This window comes from Chitinimonas sp. JJ19 (genome assembly GCF_036961565.1).
GTDB lineage: Bacteria > Pseudomonadota > Gammaproteobacteria > Burkholderiales > Chitinimonadaceae > Chitinimonas.
In genome coordinates, this window is sequence record NZ_JBAMDD010000002.1 from 390,415 (window position 1) to 409,795 (window position 19,381).

Below are 19,381 nucleotides of genomic sequence, written 5' to 3' on the forward strand. Positions count from 1 at the left end.
TGCGCCGCATATCACGCCCAGGGAGTAGCAAATGGCAAATATCAAAGTAGGCGACGTAGTCATGCTGAAGAGTGGTGGACCACTGATGACCGTCGAATCACTCTCACAAGCCATGAAGGCCTTCTGCATCTGGTTCGACGGCCCCATCCGCTACGAAGGCTACTTCGTGCTGGAGACACTGAAACCGGCGAGCACTGAGTAAGAAGGTGAGCCGCAACAGGCTGCAAGGTAGGGGTGAGCGGCGCCTCCGCCAACCAAGCCGAGGCTGTGTGCGACAGGGCCAGCACGGCATCTGGTCCCATAACGCATCAGCCCTCTCCTTGCAGGGCTAACGCGAGTGCGTTTTTGCAGCCCGCGAGTAGCGGCGCCCAATCTGCAGCAAGGGTGTAACATCAGCGATAGGCACCGCTAAATCAAGGCAAGATCGTAGAGATTTGCATGTTCCAAACGCACAACGCCTTCCAGCAATTCATCCAAAGAATGAATTTACACTATGAACGTGAATTCATCACAGAAGAGGCTGCCTATCAAGACAATCAAAAAATCAAAAGTGATCTGCTTAAAGCAATTCTGGCACATCAACACCAAATGAATATTGACGCAGTAAGGCAAGGACTCGAATTACTTTTTGAACATACCGGCTGCGTTGAAGACCAGAAAATCCTGGCAGAGCTGCTTCAACCCCATCTGAGCAATGGTACACTTGACCATGTAATTGTCGGGCAAGCGTCCCGACATTCAGCCTCTGGTCGCTGGCGGTGAATGGACCCGAATCATCCCAATTACCTGCACTAAGCGCGGCCACCCAGACACAGCATTGCCATGCCCTCTAGGCACAAGGCAAACAGTACATGGGCAGGTACGTCTGCGCAACAACGTCAGAAGGGTAAGGCAGCCTGTGCCATCTGCCATATTCAGCGCACCACTGTCAGCCTGGCTTGCTTTAGCTGAACTACAGAACAGTATCATCGTACCAAACATCTTCATAACCTTGCGCATCAATAATAAACCGATAACCAGGTGCCAACGCCAGGTATTGACATACTATTGGCAAAATCCGTATCAAATGCTCAGCATGCATAGGCTTGTAAAAATCGTCCGCGCTTGAGTATTCGCCGCAATAGAGGAACCAACCAACATCACCCTGCTCAACCTGCCGCATGCGTATGCCATGAACAGGATTCATCCCGACTGTCTGCAAAGCAAGGGCAATCATTTCATGATCACCTAGTGGCATGAAAGCAGAATCATATTTCTCACATATTTTCTTCTGTAGCGCTAGATACGTCTTCATTTTACCCCCTAACATTATTAACAAGTAGACGTCACATCGCACAATGCCTCAAGATCAAGCTGCAGACTACTGCGCCGTATGGCATTCAAGTGCGAAAGCCCTGGCTATATAAATACGTTCTACCTTGCTAACAAAACCCCTGCAGCACGGTTGTACGAGCTTACCCTACCCGGATACTGCCTGTTGTGCACGCAGCCGGCTCTCTCTTGATAGCTCCCCGCCCCCTCACTGACGCTCATTATCATTGTGGGGCAAGCTTCCGCCTGGCAGCGACTCAAGTGCATGACAGGCACGGAGTCTTTCGCTGTCGATACGCAGAAAGGGTCAGGTACAAGACGCGCCTCGCCGGGCTGCATGCGGCAAATTCGAGCAGTTGCTTGAATTGACATGAATGGCTAGTCTCCATGGCATAACAGGAGACAACCATGCACTGGCCCACCCACGAAGTCCTGAACCAATCCCCCGTCCTTGCCGACTACAATCTTTACCAGAGTGATACCGCTCTGCAGGAGGGCGTACAGCGCGAAGGTGCTGCCTGGGCGGTAGGCGAACTGAATGCCACCGGCGCCGAACTGGGGCGTGCCGACAGTCTGGAACTGGGGCGCCTGGCCAACCAGCATACACCGCAGTTGCGCGCCTTCGATGCCAAGGGCCACAGGCGGGACCAGATCGAATTTCATCCAGCCTGGCACACCTTGATGCAAGGCATAGCGGCACGTGGCTTTCATAGCGCCCCCTGGGCACAGCCGCGCCAGGGTGTCCATGTGGCGCGCGCCGCCGGCTATCTGCTGCAGGCCCAGGTCGAGGCCGGCACGCTTTGCCCCACCACCATGACCTACGGCGCCATCCCCGCCCTTGCCAAGCATGCGCAACTGGCGCACGAATGGCTGCCCACCCTGTACCGCCGTGAATACGACGCCCGCGACCTGCCCCTGCCGCAAAAGCGCGGTGGCCTCATCGGCATGGGCATGACCGAAAAACAAGGCGGCTCGGACGTGCGCGCCAACACCACGGTAGCCCAGCCCCAGACTGACGGCAGCCACGCCCTGACCGGCCACAAGTGGTTCTTCTCGGCGCCACAATGCGACGCCCACCTGGTACTGGCGCAAGCGCCAGAGGGCCTGAGCTGCTTTTTTGTGCCGCGCTGGCGCCCTGATGGCAGCAAGAACCCGGTACTGGTACAGCGGCTCAAGGACAAGCTGGGCAACAAATCCAATGCCTCCAGCGAAGTGGAATTCCACGCAGCCTATGGCCTGCTATTAGGCGAAGCGGGGCGAGGTGTGCCCACCATACTGGAGATGGGCACCTATACCCGGCTCGACTGCGTGCTGGGCACTGCCGGCATGATGCGCCAGGCCGTCTCGCAGGCCATTCACCACAGCCGCCACCGCAGCGCCTTTGGCCAACTGCTGGCGCAACAGCCGCTGATGCAGAACGTACTGGCCGATCTGGCACTGGAGACCGAGGCCGCCATCACCCTGAGCCTGCGCATGGCCAGAGCATTCGATGCCCAGGACGATGAAGCCGAAACCCTGCTGCGCCGGCTGCTGACCCCTGCGGCCAAGTATTGGGTGTGCAAGCGCGGGCCGGAGTTGGCGGCCGAGGCCATGGAAGTGATGGGCGGCAATGGTTATGTCGAGGAAGGAGTGCATGCCCGCATCTACCGCGAGATGCCGGTGAACTCCATCTGGGAGGGCTCGGGCAACATCATGTGCCTGGATGTGCTGCGCGCCATAGGCAAAAGCCCACGCACTGTCGAAGTCCTGCAGGCCGAGCTGGCGCCGGCTCTGGGCCGCCACCCCGGCTACGACCGCTACGTGGCGCGCCTGCAGGCCCAATTTGCCGATACCGCCGGGCTGGAAACCCGCGCCCGCCGGTTGACCCAGCAACTGGTGCTGGCCGTGCAGGCCAGCCTGTTGCTACAACACGCGCCCGATTTCGTGGCCCAGGCCTTTGTGGCATCGCGGCTGGAAGGCGACTGGGGCGACAGCTTCGGCACCCTGGGCGCCTCGGTAGCGAAGGAGGCGCTGATCGCGCGGGCGCTGGTGATCTAGCCTACCCCGGGCAGCGGCGCGGCCCGCCTGCACCCATCCTGGCCGTGCCACCAGAGCAGCTTGCGGCAGCTGTGCATGGCGGCGCTGCGCCAAAACCGCTAAGGTGCGATTCTTTCGCCTAGAAGCACCGGGGTTCGTACCATGTCGCAAATGAACTGGCTGCAATTGCTGTCGGCCGACCGTCTCGGCGCACCGCGCCGCCTACCGGAGACCGGCCCGGCCATAGGCCGTTCCGACTTCCACAAGGATCACGACCGCATCGCCTTCTCGTCGCCATTCCGCCGCCTGGGCCGCAAGACCCAGGTGCATCCGATGACCGAGAACGATCATGTGCATACCCGCCTGACCCATAGCATCGAGGTCGGCTGCGTGGGCCGCTCCCTGGGCATCATGGTAGGTCAGGCGCTGGGCGACAAACTGCCTGCCCACATCATTCCCTACGACCTGGGCGCCATCGTGCAGGCGGCCTGCCTGGCCCACGACATCGGCAACCCGCCGTTTGGCCATGCGGGTGAATACGCCATACGTGACTGGTTCCGACAGTCATCCAACGCCTATATGCTGCAGAATCTGAGCGCTGACGAACGTCGCGATGTGCAGACCTTCGAGGGCAACGCGCAAGGCTTCCGGGTGGTAACCCAGCTGGAGAACCACCGCTTCGACGGCGGCATGCGGCTGACCTACGCCACGCTGGGCGCCACCCTCAAATACCCCTGGACCAGCGAACACGCCGGCTTCAAGGAAAAATTCAGCTGCTACCAAGCCGAAAAGGCCCTGCTGGACGAAGTTGCCAGCGAACTGGGGCTGATCACCAAGGGCTCGGGGGTATATTGCCGCCATCCGCTCAGCTACCTGATGGAAGCCGCCGACGACATCTGCTACGCCATTCTGGATCTGGAAGACGGGGTGGAGATAGGCATGCTGCCGTTCGAGACCATCGCCCCCATGCTGATACGACTGGCCGGCATCGATGACGACCTGCTGGCGCTGGAAGTGGCCGGTGCGCCATCAGTGCGGCGCAAGATGTCGCTGCTGCGCTCCAAGGCGGTAGACCGCTGCGTGCGCGAAGTCACCGCCGCCTTTCTGCGCCACCACGAATCCATGCTGCGGGGCGCATACGAGGGCGACCTGATCGCAGCCTGCCCCGACTTTGTCCGCCACGGCATCCGTGATGCCAAGCAACTGGCGCGCGACCGCATCTTCAACAACCGCCGCAAGGTCGAGATCGAAGTCGGCAGCTTCACCTGCCTCGATATCCTGCTGGAAGCCTTCTGCGGCGCCGCCTACCAATTGCGCACCGAGCCGGACAAGCTGAGCTTCCGCAACAAGCGCATCCTGGATCTGATGGAATACAACGCGCCGAACAAGGAATGGCCCTTGTACGAGAGCTATATGCGGGTGCTGGATTTCATCGGCGGCATGACCGACAACTACGCCACCTATCTGGCGCAGCAGGTGGGGGGGATGGGTCGATAGCACAGCCCGGCCACCCCATCGCCAGCTATGCGGAAAAACCACAACGCCGTCCTGCCAAGCCTGCGGCGGCGCGCGTGCTAGAATTCCCGCAAATCAAATCCCTGCGAGACTTTACGCTGTGTCTGTCCCCGATCGCCTAGTCATTGCCACCCGTGAATCCGCCCTCGCCCTGTGGCAGGCTCGCCACATTGCCGCCCGGCTGGAAGCCCTCTACCCCGGACTGACGGTTGAATTGCTGGGTATGACCACTCAGGGCGACCGCATACTGGATGTGACGCTGAACAAGATAGGTGGCAAGGGCCTGTTCGTGAAGGAACTGGAAACCGCCTTGCAGGAAGGCCGCGCCGATATTGCCGTGCACTCCATGAAGGACGTGCCCATGCGCCTGCCCGATGGATTTGCCATCGCCGCCATCACCGAGCGGGAAGACCCGCGCGATGCCTTTGTCTCCACGCGCTACGACAGTCTGGCCGCCCTGCCCGCCGGCGCCGTGGTCGGCACCTCCAGCCTGCGGCGCGAGGCACAGATACGGGCACGCTACCCCGAGCTGCTGGTCAAGCCGCTGCGCGGCAATGTGCAGACCCGCCTGGGCAAGCTCGATGCGGGCGACTACGACGCCATCATCCTGGCCGCCGCCGGGCTCAAGCGCCTGGGTTTGGGCGACCGTATCCGTGCCCTCTTGAGCACCGACGAGAGCCTGCCCGCACCCGGCCAGGGCGCCCTGGGCATCGAGATATGCGCAGATCGCACTGACCTGCAGGCCCTGCTGGCGCCGCTCAACCATGCCGAAACCGCCGACTGCGTCACCGCCGAGCGGGCCATGAGCCTGCGGCTGGATGGTTCCTGCGAAACCCCGCTGGGTGGCTATGCCGAGATCGTGGATGAGCACTTCCTGCGCATGCGGGGCTTCGTGGCTAGACCCGATGGCAGCGAGATCCTCCGTGCTGAATCCAATGGCAGCCGTGCCGCCGCCCAGGGCCTGGGACGGCAGGTGGCCGACCTGATGTTGACCGAGGGCGCCCGTGCCCTGCTGATACCAAGAAGCTGAACGCCATGACCCGTCCTCTTGCCCGCCGCCGCTTTCTCGTTACCCGCCCGGAAAACCAATCCGATCGTTTGACCGCGCTGTTGCTTGAGGCCGGTGCCGAACCCCTGCTAGCGCCCATGATCGCCATTGGCGAGGCAGCCGAACCCGCCGCGCTCGATGCCGCCCTGATGCGGCTGGACGACTACGACCTGGCGGTGTTCATCAGCCCGACCGCGCTGGATCAGGTCGGCGCCCGCGTACAACGCTGGCCTACCGAACTGCCCGCCGCCGTCATCGGCCCGGCATCGCGCGAGCGTGCCCACGAGCTGGGCATACTGGATGTCATCTCACCCGACAGCCGCTTTGACAGCGAAGGCTTGCTGGAGCACCCAGCCATGCAGCGCATGGAGGGCCGCCGCGTCGTGTTGTTCCGTGGCAATGGCGGGCGCGAGCTGCTGGCCGAGACCCTGGCCGCCCGTGGCGCCAAGGTCGATATCGTCGAGGCCTATCGCCGCCTGCCCCCCACCATGGCGCGGGAAGAACTGGCCACCTTGCTGGCCGGTGGCTGCGATGGTGTCATCGTCACCAGCAGCGAGGCCGTGCAGAACCTCTTCAGCCTGTGCGACGAGCCCCTGACCGACCTGCTGCGCAGCACCCTGTTCTTTGCCAGTCACCCGGCCATTGCCGAGGCGGCCAGGCGCAATGGTGTGTCCAGCGTATTTACCACCGCTGCCGGCGATACCGGCATCGTGGCCTCGCTGAGCGAATGCTTTGCCGGCAGCCATGTCGCCGCCACGCCAACGCCTCCCCCATTGCCAGCCATGGAGCCGCCGCGCAAGGCAGTACGCCCGCGCAGCACCGGCCAATGGCGCTGGGCGCTGGGCGGTGCCGCCATTGCCATCGGCGTATCGCTGGCCTGGCAACACCTGCAGCGGCAGGACATGCAGGCCGAAATGGACAGGCAACTGAGCCAGCTGGAAGGCCGCCTGGGCCTGCTCTCGGCCGGCGAGCGCCGCGATGGCGGCCGTATGTCCCAGCTCGATGCCAGGCTGGCCACCATAGACCACCGCATCGGCGAGCTGCAGGCACGCCAGGATGACCAGCAGGCGCTGTACGGCGCCATCATGGGCGACCAGGAAGAAACCCTGCTGGCCGATGCCGAGCTGACGCTATCGCTGGCCAGCCAGCAATTGCAGCTCACCGGCAATGTGGGCGCCGCCCTGGCCGCCCTCTATCGCCTGGACGAGCGGCTGGCAGGCCATGACCAGCCCCGCCTGCTGCCCCTGCGCCGCGCCCTGGCGCGCGATCTGGACGCCCTCAAGCGCATGCCCTGGATAGACTATGTCGGCCTGTCGGCCCGGCTGGACAGCCTGGCCGGCGGCATCGATAAACTGCCACTGGCCGTGGACGCCAAATCCACCGAGGATCAGGTGCAGCCAGAGGCCGACAAGCGCAAGGGCCTGCTCGGCGACCTGAGCCGGGCACTGGGCGCGCTGGTGGAAATCCGCCGTATAGACCAACCCGACCCGGTGCTGCTGGCCCCCGAACAGGCAGTCTACCTGCGTGAGCAGATCAAGCTGCGCTTGCTCAACGCCCGTCTAGCCCTGCTGCAGCGTGATGAGATCACCTTCCGCCGTGATCTCCAGGCGGCAGACGGCACGCTGCGCAAGCACTTCGACACCCGCTCCAAGCCGGTTGTCGCCACCCTTGCCACCCTGCGCGAGCTGCAAGCGGCACAGCCGGCCCAGATGCTGCCCAGCCTGTCAGATAGTCTCAATGCCGCGCGGGATGCCCGTCGCAAGGTCAGCCGGGAGGAAGGCAAGTGAGAATCCTGTTCTGGCTGATCGCCCTGTTCGGGCTGGCCGTGGGGCTGGCCATGTTTGCCCGCCTCAATACCGGCTACGCCCTGCTGTTCTTCCCACCGTGGCGCATGGAGCTATCGCTCAACGCCTTTGTACTGCTGTTCGCCCTGCTGGTGCTGGGCGGCTACGGCCTGGTCAAGCTGGTGGACTGGCTGCTGGCCATGCCACGCAACGTACGCCGCTACAAGGCCGCCAAACGTGTCAACGACGCCCGTCGCTATCGCCGCGAAGCTATCACCGCCCTGATAGAAGGTCGTTACCACAAGTCGGTCAGGGCCATCAAAGTGGCGCGTGAGGCCGAGGACGAACGTGAGATGCAGTTGATCGATACCTTGATCGCCGCCCGCGCCGCCCACTTTGGCCGCGATTTCGAAGCGCGCGACCAATTTATCGAACAAGCCCGCGTCGCCTGCGGTGGCCGCTCGCTGGCGCTGGACATGCTCGAAGCCGAGATGATGTACGAGCAATATCGCAACCGCGAAGCCCTGGTGGCCCTGCAGCGCGTCTACGCCCAATCGCCCAAGCTGACCGCTGCCCTCAAGCTGGAGCTGAAGATACGGCAGCAGGACAACCATCCAGCCCGGGTGATAGAGCTGACCGACATGCTGGAGAAAAGCGACGCGCTGGACCCCAGCCACGCCGCCCGCATACGCAATCAGGCCCGCCTGAACCAGCTCAAGCTAGACCCAATGGATGCCAGCGAACTGGAACGCTGGTGGCATGGCTTGCGCAAGGACGAAAAGCTGCTGCCCAAGCTGGCCGCCGCCGCCGCCAGGCAGTTCATCCGGGTGGGCGTGGGCGAGCGGGCCGAGTCCATCCTGGTCGATGCACTGGAAGCCAACTGGGATGTGGCCCCGCTGGAAACCTATGGCGAACTGGGTCGCCTGGGGGTCAAGGGCGATGCGGTGAAACGCCTGGCGCGCGCCGAGGACTGGTTGCGCCATCACCCCAATGACCACCAGTTGCTGCTGGCCCTGGGCCGCATGTGCCGCGATGCCGCACTATGGGGCAAGGCACGCAACTATCTGGAAGCTAGTGTGGCCGTCGCCGCCACTCCGGTGGCCCATGCCGAGCTGGGCCAGTTGCTGGAGCAGTTGGACGAGCGCGAGACCGCTGAGGAACACTACCGCGCAAGCCTGGGCCTGGCCCTGGATCTGCTGGAGAAACGTGCATGATGAGCAATGCCCTGCTGGCCAGCCTGCACTACCTGGGCGCCATGGTACTGATGGCCTGCCTGCTGGCCGAGCACCTGCTGCTCAAACCCGAGCTGGACGCGGCCCTGGCCCGCAAGCTGGCCCGCATCGACGCCATCTACGGCCTCACCGCCATCACCCAGATCGCCACCGGCATTGCCCGCATGTATAGCGAGAAAGGCACGGCACTCTATCTGCAGAATCCGGTGTTCCACCTCAAGATCACCATCTTCGTACTGCTGGGCCTGCTCTCCATCTACCCCACCTTGCGCTTTATCGCCTGGAGCCGCGCCGCCAAAAGCGCTGGCCTGCTGATACCGGCCGAATACAAACGGGTCATCATGCTGATACGGGTGCAATTGCTGCTGCTACTGGCCCTGCCCATACTGGCCAGCTTGATGGCACGAGGCGTGGGGCTCTGAACGCCAGCGTCATTTGCCTGAGGCCTTGAGCAGGCGCTCGGCGATTCATCTGTTTGAATTAGTTATTGGATCTGGGTACTGGGCGTCCCAAGCTGCCGATTGGGGCGAAACAGGCAGTAGAGTGGCAGGCCGCGCAGGTCCTGCACCGCGCCCAGCAGAAAATCGTAGCGATAGTAGAGCGGCAGGTTGCCTGGGTTTTCGGTGTCCAAGGCCAGGCCCTGTACCCGCTCATCCGCCTCTGCCTGGGCAATGATTTCGCGCAGCAGATAGCCCCCCAGCCCGGTGCCCCGCACGCTGCCGTGCACGCCTATCATGCGCAGGTAATAGTGCGGGACAGCAGGCGCAGCCCGGCGGGTGGCCCGCATATAGGCATTCATCAGGCCGAAGGCAGCAAACGATACCTGCCAGGGTAGGCCCAGCGACTTGAACAGCAGGCAAGCGCCACCAAGCAGCCGCCTGAGCCAATGCCTGCCGGGTGCCTCCAGCAGATAGCAGGCCAGCAATCGATCACCGTCAAACAGCCCACGCAAGCGGTGACCCAACAGATAGGCTTGGTCAAACAGAAAAGCCAGAAAAGCCCGGCTGCGACGGCTCGCCTCAGCCTCGGTCTGGCCCACCACAAACAGGCGCTGGAACAGTGGGTCGGGCGTGAAAGCCTGGTTCATCAGCGCCACGAACGCAGCTTTATCGCGCCACTGCAAGTCCCGGCAGGTACCCAGGGTGGTATCCATGCTCAGCCCTCCACCGGGCTGCCGTAGTGGTCAACTGCGAAGCTGAACATGACCTTGATCATGAACAACAGCGACACCACCATAAAGAACGGCGGTGCAGCAGGTGCCAGCAACACCAGTGCCACCCCTAGCACCAGCAGGACTCCGGCGGTAAAACGCTGCATGCGGTTGCCGTACAGGGCATTCACCACCAGGGCTGCACCCATGGTATAGCCCCATACCACCAGCGCATGCTGCCAAGCCAAACCTAGCAACCAGGCCACTGCCAGCAGGTGGACATGGATGGCGATAAAGACCAGCCTGGCCTTGCTGTTGTTGGCGTAGTAATGGTTGGTGGAATAACTGAAGTTGGCGATGCAGCCAGCGATGATATCGAGCACCAGCAAGATGGCCAGCGCGCTGCGCCAGGGCGCCACCGCAAATACCGCATCGGCATGCAGCAAGCACAACAGGCCGGTAAGCCCCAGGCTCACCAGCAGTATGGCTGCAACCTCCACCACACTCTGAGACTCACCCAGTACTTCTCGAAACAGGGATGGAATGGCGATCTGTCGCATGTATATCCTCCGGCTGGCTGTTCTGTTTAAAGTGTCAGTCCAGCCTGCCTGCGCGATAGTTCCCTACCCTCCCTGCTCCCAGTCCTTAAAAGGACGCTAACTGATTTGCACCCGATTCAGTGACAGCAGCTGGCGCTGATCCACCTTGGCGACAGCCATCTCCACAATCTCGCCATGGCGGGTGGCACAAGCCGGGCTCACCGGTACATCCAGCAGGTAGCGCAGATACTCCTGCAGCAAGGCAAAGCCCGCAAACTCCTGGGCCTGGGTCTCGTCATTGCAATGCCAGGCCAATACTGCGCAGGCGCCGGCAAAATACTGCACATAACGCTTGGCCAGATCCATATAGCAGGCCGAGTTGATGGGTGTGGCCGGTGGCTGGGCCAGCGCCTGTACCTCGCGCAACAACTGCAACAGGCCGGCATGCAGCTTCGTCACCAAGGGCAAGGTCTCGGCACAGCAGCGCAGGCGCGCAGGCTCGGCCAGCAGCTCCAGAAACGCCGCCATGATGGCATCCTGGCCACCGTTGTTGAGCGCCAGTTGCGACTGCTCGGGGAACCCGGCACAACGTTCCTGCACCCGGAACAAAGGTATCACCTGCTGCAGATGCGACATGCCGGCCGGTGCTGCCTGCCGCGCCAGCAGGCCCGCACTCAGGGCATTCAGCTGGCTGGCGATCAGGCCCAGGTTGATCTGGGTGCTGCCGTCAAACAGGCTCACCACCTGGTTGTCACGCATGAACTTCTGGAACATGCCGAACTGGTAGGCATCGCGCAGATAGTGGCGAGCACCCAGGGTGACGCTCAGTTGCTGGCACAGCTGCTCAGCCTCGGTCGGCACCTGGTATTTGACGATGGCGGAATAAAGGCTGAGCTGGCTTGGCAGATGGCTGATGGCGCGGCTACCCACCTGGGTCAGCAGGTCGGCCATCAAGGTACGGCTATAGCACTGTGCCAGGTTGGCCCGCACGGCAGGAATCTCCAGCACGGTGCGGGCATACAGCACCCTTTCTCGGCTGAAACCCAAGGTAAGGCGGAACAGCGTATCCAAAGCACCGAGCGAGAATCCGGCACACAGTATGCGCGATATCTGCAGCCCTTTGATCACCGTAAACAGCGCCGGCTCGCCGCCGCTCAGCAGGCTGTCTGCTGCTACCTTGCATTCGGTGAACTCCAGCCCGCTGATGTCGGCGCCGCGTATGCCGTGGGTCCGTATCTTGGCCAGCGGCTGCCATTGCCGCTTGTCCATCTGCGCTTTTTGCAGGTATAGCAGGCACAGTTCCGACGTCCCGCTGGGCTGGCTGCGCTTGGCCAGCACCGTGGCCGACTGCCCCCGGCTGCCATTGTTGATCAGCCATTTGCTGCCATTTAGGTACAACTGCTCGCCCACCTGCCGTGCCTGGACCTCGGTCGCAAAAATATCGCTGCCATGGGCCTTCTCGGTCAGCGCCAGGCAACCCAGCCCACCTTCCTCCATCTGTTGCTGCAGGCTGGCCTGCTGCTGGGCATTGCCGGCCAGCCATACCGGCAAGGCACCCAGCAAGGTCTGACCAAAGGCGATGGCCGTGGTCAGGTCGCGCCGGGCAATCACCCGGCATATCAGCGCCAGCTGCTCAAACTCGGCCAGCTTGCCACCCAGGCGCTCAGGCACAAAATGTGCAAAGCAGCCCAATTCCCGCAGGGTGTCGATATGGGCCTCGGGAAACCGCTCCGCTTCATCGTATTCATGGCTCAGCGCATAGGCCAGACGCCCCTCCGGTGCGTAGGGGTCACCCAGCAGGGCTTCCAGCTGCTCGCTCTCACTGATCCGGTTCAAACTCATTCCCTCATTCCTCCGCTCGTTTTATGGGGTCGGCACCAGGCCACTCTTGCCGATACACCAGTACCTGGGCACTGGTTTCGGTCCATGCTGTTTCTACCCGCCAATGGCCGCAGGCCGGCGCGGCCTCTTCGGCCCAGGCTGTGCCAGCGGCATGGCTATCCGTCCGCCAGTGCGGCGCCTGTCCCTGCGGCCAGCCCAGTATCTGTATGGCCCTGGCAAACGGCACAAAGGCCCGTTGGCCACAGGCCTTGAACAAGGCCTCCTTCAGGCACCAGATCAAGGTGCGGGCCTGGCTGCGATCACAGCCCTGCCCGGTTGCCACCGCCGCCACCTCCTGTTCGGCCAGCAGGTCGGCAAGGCTGCCCGCCTGCAAGGCGTCAAAGGATTCCACATCGATACCGACCGGACAGTTGGCCACCGCCGCCACCGCCTGACAGCGGCTATGGCTGATGGAGAGATAGGTGCGCTCATCCACAAAGGGCCGCCCATCCGGCTGCCGCCGTATGGCCATGTCCACCGGGTGCGGCTCTGCCGCGTCCAGCCAGTTACGGTAGTGGTTCAAGGCCTGTTTCGCCGCCAGGCGACCTGCCAGCCACTCCAGTTGCCGCTTCTGCACCGGAAACTGCGCCAGCAAGCCCATCTCATCGGCACAAAGCCAGCTGGGCAGGCCGGCCGCCAGCCTGCCATCGGCCTGCCAGGCCTCGCGTAGCGGCGCCAACGGCAGGCTGGCGCAAACCACGCCAGCCGCTGCCGGGTCGCCGTGCCGGCTCAGGCTTACTTCCGGTAGCCGGGCGCTATTGGATCGCACACCAGTTGCTCGCTCACATCGGCCATCTGGCTGAACCGTGCCACCAGGCCCGCAAACTGCGGGCTGCGCATATCCTGCTCAAACGCTTTCCAGGAGCTGACGGTAATGGTCTCGACAAAATCGCAATCCGCACCACGCATGACCTTGTGCACGCAAAACGACTGCACGCTGGGCAACTCATGGCAGGTCAGGTAATCCACCTCCCGCACCCATTTGACGAAGTCGTCCTCGTAGGCCGGGTCTTTCAGCTTGATCTTGTCGATGATGGTCAGCATGGTGTGTTCTCCTCTTTGTCGTTTTCAATGATGACGACCCCACTGTCGCCATCTAGGGTGATCCAGTCACCGGTCTTGATCAGCTCGGTCGCCAGCTTGGTATTGACTACCGACGGGATACCGAACTCGCGTGCCACGATGGAACTGTGCGACAGCATGGAACCGATGTCGGTCACTACCCCCTTGGCCAAGGCGAACAATGGTGTCCAGGAGGCATCGGTGAACCGTGCCACGATGATCTCGCCCTTCTGCAGCAGCCCCGCCTCCCGCCGCAGGTCGGTAATGACCCTGGCCCGCCCCGATATCCGTCCGTTGGACGTACCCAGGCCTTGCAGATGCTCGCCCGCCTCCGGCAGCTTGACCGGTACGGCATTGTGGGCGCTGCCGATAAAGGTCAGCGGCGGTTCGGGCTGCTCCAGATAACTGCTGTGCTGGCGCCGCGCCTGTTCTATCTTGGCGCGGCTGAACAGGGTCTCCGCCGCCTCGTAGTCGTTCACATGGGTCAGCAGGTCACCAAAGTCCAGATAGGCCACTTCGTCGATATGCTTGAGCAAGCCCCGCTCAGTCAGCCGCCTCCCCAGTTCATACACAATGCGCCGCAACAGCCAGATCGAGGTAATCATGCTCATGCGGGTTTCTTCGCGCATGCGGCTACAGGCGCTGTACATGCGTATCACCCGCTTCATGACCGCGCGCTTGAACCAGGGCAGGCTGTCCAGCAGCTTGTCGGTGTCCACACTGCGTACCTGGCTGGATGCCTGCAGCTTGTTTTCCACCTCATAGCCCTGCTCCAGATAGGTCTTGATCATCTGCAGCACATAGCCCGGGTCGTCAATCCAGCGCGGATAGGTCAGCTCCATCTCCTCACGCCCGCGCACCCCGTTGGCGCGCATGAACGGTGTCATCTCTCGCTTGAGAAACTCACGGCCCTGGCTGGACGTCGGCAATGCCGCTTCGATGGCCGCCACATCGGCCTGCAGGAACAGCGCCTTGACCTCGGGATACGCATCCAGCGCCTTGCACAGACGCCAGATATCGCGTGCCGATTCCACCGTGCGCAGATTGGACATATCGCCCTTGAGCCGATTCTGCAGATGCTTGCCATCCTGCGGCAGCCAGGCGTGGCACAGCTCCTCCAGCACGCCATACAGACCGAAGGCATTGATGTAGAACGGCATATAGCCCACATGCATGGCCTTGAAGTAATCCAGGCAATGGGTCATTTCCTCGCGCAGCTCAAACAGGCTGAGCCGCCCCAGATCCATGGCCATGGCCCGGTCGAACTCCTGGTAGCGCGATGCCACCATATGCTTGGCGCGTGCCTTGGCGCCCAGAAGCTCCTGCGCAGTCTTGCGCAGCCAGTAGCGATTGGTCCTGCCTGGGGTGTAACGGTCATGCTGATGTACCGCACCATAGGGATTCTGGTAGCGCTCTACATCGACCTCGGCACTGGCAAAGCGCTTGATGAACACCGATTGATCCTTGCCCGCCGGGGTCTGCGCCAGCAGGTAGGCGGTATAGGCAACATTGAGGTACACATGGCCCTTGTAATAGCCCATGTATTCATCCTCCTTGCCCAGGTCCAGCAAGCCGAGGCCGACGCCGCAATCGCGGTGTACCCGGTACTGGTAGTACTTGGCAAAGGAGACCCCCAGCGGCGTCAGGCGGCCGGTGAATATCTCGCCTATGTCCATGCGCGACCACAGGATGCGCTTGGCGATGGCTTCATCCGGCTCACCCACATGGGGCGAACCGCTATCGAGCGTCACCGCCGTGGTGGTGATGGGGCGGCTCTGCAGCAGGAAGAACTGGCCGGCCCGGCAGGTCCATTCAATGTCCTGGGGCTTGCCATAGCTACGTTCCACCAGCACCACCAAGCGCCCCAATTCCAGCGCCTGCGCCTCGCTCAAAGCCGGGCGCACGGCCAGCGCAGCATCGAGCTCGCGTTCCACCGTGCTGCCATCCTCACCCCGCTGCAACGCCGTCGGCTTGTAGTTGATCTGGCTGCTGGCCAGTTGCAGGGGCGACTTGCCCAGCACATAGCTGTCCGATACCACCCGCCCCGAAACCAGGCCCTCGCCCAGGCCCACGCAGGCCTCGATCAACAACTGATCGGCCTGGCCCTGCAGCGGGTTCTCGCTGAATGCCACCCCCGACGCCTCGCCATTGATCATGGCCTGCACCACTACCCCGATGGCCTGGGGCATGCCCGGCGCCGCCTGCCTGGCGCGATAGGCCATAGCACTGGCGTTCCACATCGAGGCCCAGCAGGCGCGCACGCTATCGAGTACCCGCTGCGCTTCAGCAATATTCAGGAAGGTATCGTGCTGGCCAGCAAAGGAGTACTCGGCGGCATCCTCGTCCACACCGGACGACCGCACTGCCACCAGCGCCGCCCCCAGTTGCCGGTACGCCGTCAATATCGCCTCGGCCAGCGGCGTCGGCATGGCGGTCTTGCAGATCAGCTCGGCAATCTCGCTGTAGACCGTTTCATCCCCCAGTTGCAGCAACTGATAGATATCCTGCCCCAGCCCTGTTTCCTTGATGAAGTACTGGTATGCATCGGTGCTGATGCAAAACCCCTCTGGTACGGTAAAGCCGAACTGCCGCAGCCGTATCAGGTTGTACCCCTTGCCCCCTATCTGCTGCACCGAGAGCGCAGCGCCCTGGTCGAAATTGCACACCCAGCCCTGGGTGACCTCCTGCCCCACTACAGATTCCAGTTGCTTCATAGCGCCTCCTGCTCCTGGGTACGGTGCACCTGCGTGCGCCCGCCCCTGCCTTATTGAATGGTGTTGTCAGCCTTGGCCAGAAATCCGTAGTAGCTCTCACCGGGCAGCATCTGCCTGGCCTCCACCCGGCTGAAGCCCGCCTGGTTCAGCATGCCGACCAGCTCGTCCTTGTGCGGCAGGGCGCCGCTCACATCCGACAGCGACCACCAAAGGTTCAGCGCTGCAATGGCCGGGCTGCCACCACGGCAGCTGGTGGTCAGCAACAGCTGCCCACCGGGCGCCAGCAGCCCATGCAGGTGGCGCAGCAGGGCCATCCGCGAGGCCAGCGGAAAGTAATAGATGTTGTTATGCAGGGTAATCAGGTCGTAAGCGCCCGCCGCCGAATAATCCATGACGTCGCAACAGCTCACCTCGATCTGGTCCTCCAAGCCCCAAAGGCGCAGATTGTCCTTGGCCGACGCCACAACCTCCTGCTGGTAATCGATGGCATCTATCTGCAGCTTAGGGGCCAGTTGCTTCAGGTACTTGAGGTAGTAGCCCGAGCCGCAGCCCACCTCCAGCACCCTTTGTACCTTGCCATCGCGCAAGGCCCACTCGATGGCCTCTTCCACAAAGGGTTCGAGTATGCGCGAGGAGCGGGCGATCAACTCCCCGTCCTGGTCCGCCAGGCTGTACTTGTGGCCACTGCGCAGTCGGCTGGGTGCGTTCAGCAGGGCGTCGTAGTGGTAACGCACCACCTCCTCCAGCGTCGCGGCGGCAATCTCATTGCGTGGCTGCGCCAGCGATCGCGACAACTTGCCCTTGAGGGTGTAGTGACCGTCCTTCAGCCGCAGTTCGCCAAACCGCACGCCACAGCCCAACCAGGCCTCCAGGCCTGCCTGCTGGGTATGGTCGGTTGCCAGCTTCAACTGGATGTCGGCCAGCGTGCGTGGCCTGGCGTGCAGGTAATCAAGCAGGCCGCACGAGCTGGCAGCCGTGGCAAAACTGGTCTTGTAGAGCTGGTTGATATTGCCGCTCAGTCCCAGAAAGCCGAAGATGTTCTTGTCGAACACCAGTTTTTTTAGTGTGTTCAGCCGCATGGCGCCTCCTGTTGTTGTCCATCCCCAGGGCCGGCTTGGCCGCCGGCCCGACGTTTCCATCAGTCCTACCAGTAATAAAACAGTCCCAGTTGCCAGGCGTTGCCCAGACGCCGGTATTCGCTATCGCGCTTGCCGCCCACGGCCAGGCTGAAGGCGGCGCGCAACTCCAGATCCTTCTGCAAGGAATACTTGAGCAGTCCCGATACCGCGCTGCTGCCATCATTCAGATTGGCCTGCCACTGCCCTTCCAGGCTCAACAGGGTCGAAGCCTGGCGGCTCAAGGCCACGCCCAGCTTGTGGCGACCCAGCCCCATGGCTGGCAGGTCGGTCTGGGCTGCCCGCAGCTCAAATGCCGCATAGTCGGCGGGCTCGGTCACCCCCAGCGATTGATAGAAGTACTCCACCGTCAGCAAGGTGTTCTCTGCCACCTTGCGATTGAGCCCCACCACCGCCCGCACCGCCGTGCGATCCCGCCAGAGCTGCGCGCTACGTGCATCCAGCCGGCTGGCGGCCAGCTCGCCATAAACATCAGCGCCGGCCAGCAGATTGTTATGCTGACGACTCAGCGCCACGCTGCGCTGGCCATCGCGATAGCTCAGCAGCAAGGTGGTCTTGCCCCGCTCGTCTGCCCAGTCGGCCTGCTGCAGAAAGTTGGCATGGCTACCCTCGCCCTGCACCTTGGCACTGGTCACCATGCTGGTCAGGTTCAGATCGGCCGTGGCGGACCAGGCCAGCCGTACCCCATCCACACCGGGCTTGTACAGGCGCTCCAGATCACTGGGGGCAAACGGCGCCAGCAGATCGGCTGGCGACCAGATACGCCCTTGGGTCAAGCTCACCGGCTGGCGCCCCAGCGTCAGCCGCCCGCCTTCCCAGTCGTGCTGGTAGTAAAGCCAGTCCAGCGAGGCTTGCCATTGGTGCTGCCTGCCGTGCTCCAGCCGCTTGTGCAGGGTCAAAGACCGGTCCACCGGCCCAGGCTGGTCACGCATGGCCTGGTGCAGGCGCCGGTCCGACGCAGCCAGCAGGTCCAGCTGACCATGGGCAATCAGCTTGCCGGACTGCCCCAGGGGCTGCTCATACTCCAGCCGGGCAAAGCCGCTGCTGAGGTAGGCAGGCTCACGTTCCGGCTCATCCACCAATGTGCTACCCAGCTTCAAGACGCCCCCCAGGCGTGCTTCACGGCCACCGAGCTCATCGTCAAACAGGGCATCGTCCGCCTGCGCGGCAACCTGGCCCGCCAGCAGCAAGGCCAGACCCACCCCCAGGCCATGCCACCTAAGCACCACCTCAAACGGCATGGCTGAATTCAACGGCCAGCGACACCGGTGCGACGATGCTGCCGTCGCACAGTGAAATCACCCGCTTGGCCCGCGAGATCACCCGTGGGTCATGCGAGCTGAAGATAAAGGTGATGCCATGCTCGCGATTCAGCTGCGACATCAGGTCCATCAGACTCTCGGCGGTGCGTGAATCCAGGTTGGCTGTCGGTTCGTCGGCGATCACCAGCATGGGTTCGCCCGCCACCGCGCGTGCCACAGCCACGCGTTGCTGCTGACCACCGCTCAACTGGTCGGGATAGCGATCCATCAGCTCCCCCAGTCCCAGCGCCGTCAGTGTCTTGCGGGCTGCAGCGCGGCGCTTGTCGGCCGCCATGCCGCGAAACTCCATCACCATCTCGGTGTTCTCCAGCGCAGTCAGCACCGGCATCAGGTTGTAGGCCTGGAACACAAAGCCAATCTGGTCGCGGCGCAGTTGTGCCAGCTCGGTGCTGGAGCACTGCGACAGATCGCGGCCGTTGAAAAACAGCTTGCCGGAACTGGGCTGATCCAGCAGTCCTATCAGGTTCAGCAAGGTGGTCTTGCCTGAACCCGACGGGCCAGCAATCACCACAAACTCGCTGGACTCCACCGTCAGGTCTATCTGCTTCAGCGCCTGAAAACGCTGTTTCTTCTGCTCGAATACCTTGCCTACCTGTTCGAGCCTGATCACGCTTGTGTTCGCCATAGTGGTCGCCTTTTTCGTTGAGGATGCGCGGCCTGGCGCATCCGGC

At 62.6% G+C, this 19,381-nt stretch carries 18 protein-coding genes; 8 read left to right on the top strand and 10 right to left on the bottom strand.

Features of this window, described 5'->3' with window-relative positions:
* The first annotated feature begins 31 nt into the window (after nucleotides 1-31).
* Nucleotides 32-202, top strand: a complete 171-nt coding sequence (locus V7714_RS04225; RefSeq protein ID WP_335708582.1) for a YodC family protein — start codon at nucleotides 32-34, stop codon at nucleotides 200-202.
* A 236-nt stretch (nucleotides 203-438) separates the two neighbouring features.
* A complete protein-coding gene (locus V7714_RS04230; protein ID WP_335708583.1) occupies nucleotides 439-762 on the top strand; it encodes a hypothetical protein in 324 nt (107 codons plus the stop codon).
* Between the two features lie 190 nt (nucleotides 763-952).
* Here V7714_RS04230 and V7714_RS04235 read toward each other — a convergent pair whose 3' ends face one another.
* Nucleotides 953-1,294, bottom strand: coding sequence for an immunity protein Imm33 domain-containing protein (locus V7714_RS04235; RefSeq protein ID WP_335708584.1), 342 nt, complete (start codon nucleotides 1,292-1,294; stop codon nucleotides 953-955).
* Nucleotides 1,295-1,719: 425 nt separating this feature from the next.
* On the opposite strand from V7714_RS04235, the gene V7714_RS04240 reads away from it, so the two are divergent.
* From V7714_RS04240 to V7714_RS04265, 6 genes are all read left to right on the top strand, one after another.
* A complete protein-coding gene (locus V7714_RS04240) occupies nucleotides 1,720-3,348 on the top strand; it encodes an isovaleryl-CoA dehydrogenase (RefSeq protein ID WP_335708585.1) in 1,629 nt (542 codons plus the stop codon).
* Nucleotides 3,349-3,489: 141 nt separating this feature from the next.
* Nucleotides 3,490-4,824 carry a deoxyguanosinetriphosphate triphosphohydrolase gene (locus V7714_RS04245; protein ID WP_335708586.1) on the top strand — a complete coding sequence of 445 codons (1,335 nt, stop codon included), beginning with the start codon at nucleotides 3,490-3,492 and terminating at the stop codon, nucleotides 4,822-4,824.
* Between the two features lie 118 nt (nucleotides 4,825-4,942).
* Entirely contained in the window at nucleotides 4,943-5,872 is a 930-nt protein-coding gene (gene hemC / locus V7714_RS04250; protein WP_335708587.1) for a hydroxymethylbilane synthase, read from the top strand.
* Between the two features lie 5 nt (nucleotides 5,873-5,877).
* Nucleotides 5,878-7,677, top strand: coding sequence for a uroporphyrinogen-III C-methyltransferase (locus tag V7714_RS04255; RefSeq protein ID WP_335708588.1), 1,800 nt, complete (start codon nucleotides 5,878-5,880; stop codon nucleotides 7,675-7,677).
* Nucleotides 7,674-8,888, top strand: coding sequence for a heme biosynthesis HemY N-terminal domain-containing protein (locus V7714_RS04260; RefSeq protein ID WP_335708589.1), 1,215 nt, complete (start codon nucleotides 7,674-7,676; stop codon nucleotides 8,886-8,888). The genes V7714_RS04255 and V7714_RS04260 overlap by 4 nt, the downstream gene beginning before the upstream one ends.
* Nucleotides 8,885-9,328 (top strand): DUF2214 family protein, encoded by a 444-nt coding sequence (locus V7714_RS04265; RefSeq protein ID WP_335708590.1) that lies wholly within the window; start codon nucleotides 8,885-8,887, stop codon nucleotides 9,326-9,328. The genes V7714_RS04260 and V7714_RS04265 overlap by 4 nt, the downstream gene beginning before the upstream one ends.
* Nucleotides 9,329-9,390: 62 nt before the next feature.
* Here the strand turns inward: V7714_RS04265 and V7714_RS04270 are convergent, their stop codons facing one another.
* The 9 genes from V7714_RS04270 to V7714_RS04310 all read right to left on the bottom strand — a co-directional run bounded on the left by V7714_RS04270 (nucleotide 9,391) and on the right by V7714_RS04310 (nucleotide 19,335).
* Nucleotides 9,391-10,059 carry a GNAT family N-acetyltransferase gene (locus V7714_RS04270; RefSeq protein WP_335708591.1) on the bottom strand — a complete coding sequence of 223 codons (669 nt, stop codon included), beginning with the start codon at nucleotides 10,057-10,059 and terminating at the stop codon, nucleotides 9,391-9,393.
* Between the two features lie 2 nt (nucleotides 10,060-10,061).
* Nucleotides 10,062-10,616: a hypothetical protein gene (locus tag V7714_RS04275; RefSeq protein WP_335708592.1), complete on the bottom strand. Its 555-nt coding sequence runs from the start codon at nucleotides 10,614-10,616 to the stop codon at nucleotides 10,062-10,064.
* A 96-nt stretch (nucleotides 10,617-10,712) separates the two neighbouring features.
* Nucleotides 10,713-12,437 (bottom strand): acyl-CoA dehydrogenase family protein, encoded by a 1,725-nt coding sequence (locus V7714_RS04280; RefSeq protein WP_335708593.1) that lies wholly within the window; start codon nucleotides 12,435-12,437, stop codon nucleotides 10,713-10,715.
* 4 nt (nucleotides 12,438-12,441) lie between these two features.
* On the bottom strand, nucleotides 12,442-13,245 hold the full coding sequence (locus V7714_RS04285) for a 4'-phosphopantetheinyl transferase family protein (RefSeq protein ID WP_335708594.1): 804 nt from the start codon (nucleotides 13,243-13,245) through the stop codon (nucleotides 12,442-12,444).
* Nucleotides 13,212-13,520: a hypothetical protein gene (locus V7714_RS04290; protein ID WP_335708595.1), complete on the bottom strand. Its 309-nt coding sequence runs from the start codon at nucleotides 13,518-13,520 to the stop codon at nucleotides 13,212-13,214. The genes V7714_RS04285 and V7714_RS04290 overlap by 34 nt, the downstream gene beginning before the upstream one ends.
* Nucleotides 13,514-16,252 (bottom strand): PEP/pyruvate-binding domain-containing protein, encoded by a 2,739-nt coding sequence (locus tag V7714_RS04295; protein ID WP_335708596.1) that lies wholly within the window; start codon nucleotides 16,250-16,252, stop codon nucleotides 13,514-13,516. Before V7714_RS04295 ends, V7714_RS04290 begins: the two co-directional genes overlap by 7 nt.
* Before the next feature lie 50 nt (nucleotides 16,253-16,302).
* Nucleotides 16,303-17,331: an SAM-dependent methyltransferase gene (locus V7714_RS04300; RefSeq protein WP_335708597.1), complete on the bottom strand. Its 1,029-nt coding sequence runs from the start codon at nucleotides 17,329-17,331 to the stop codon at nucleotides 16,303-16,305.
* Nucleotides 17,332-17,396: 65 nt separating this feature from the next.
* Entirely contained in the window at nucleotides 17,397-18,629 is a 1,233-nt protein-coding gene (locus V7714_RS04305; RefSeq protein ID WP_335708598.1) for a hypothetical protein, read from the bottom strand.
* Nucleotides 18,619-19,335: an ABC transporter ATP-binding protein gene (locus tag V7714_RS04310; RefSeq protein ID WP_335708599.1), complete on the bottom strand. Its 717-nt coding sequence runs from the start codon at nucleotides 19,333-19,335 to the stop codon at nucleotides 18,619-18,621. The genes V7714_RS04305 and V7714_RS04310 overlap by 11 nt, the downstream gene beginning before the upstream one ends.
* Nucleotides 19,336-19,381: the final 46 nt, after the last annotated feature.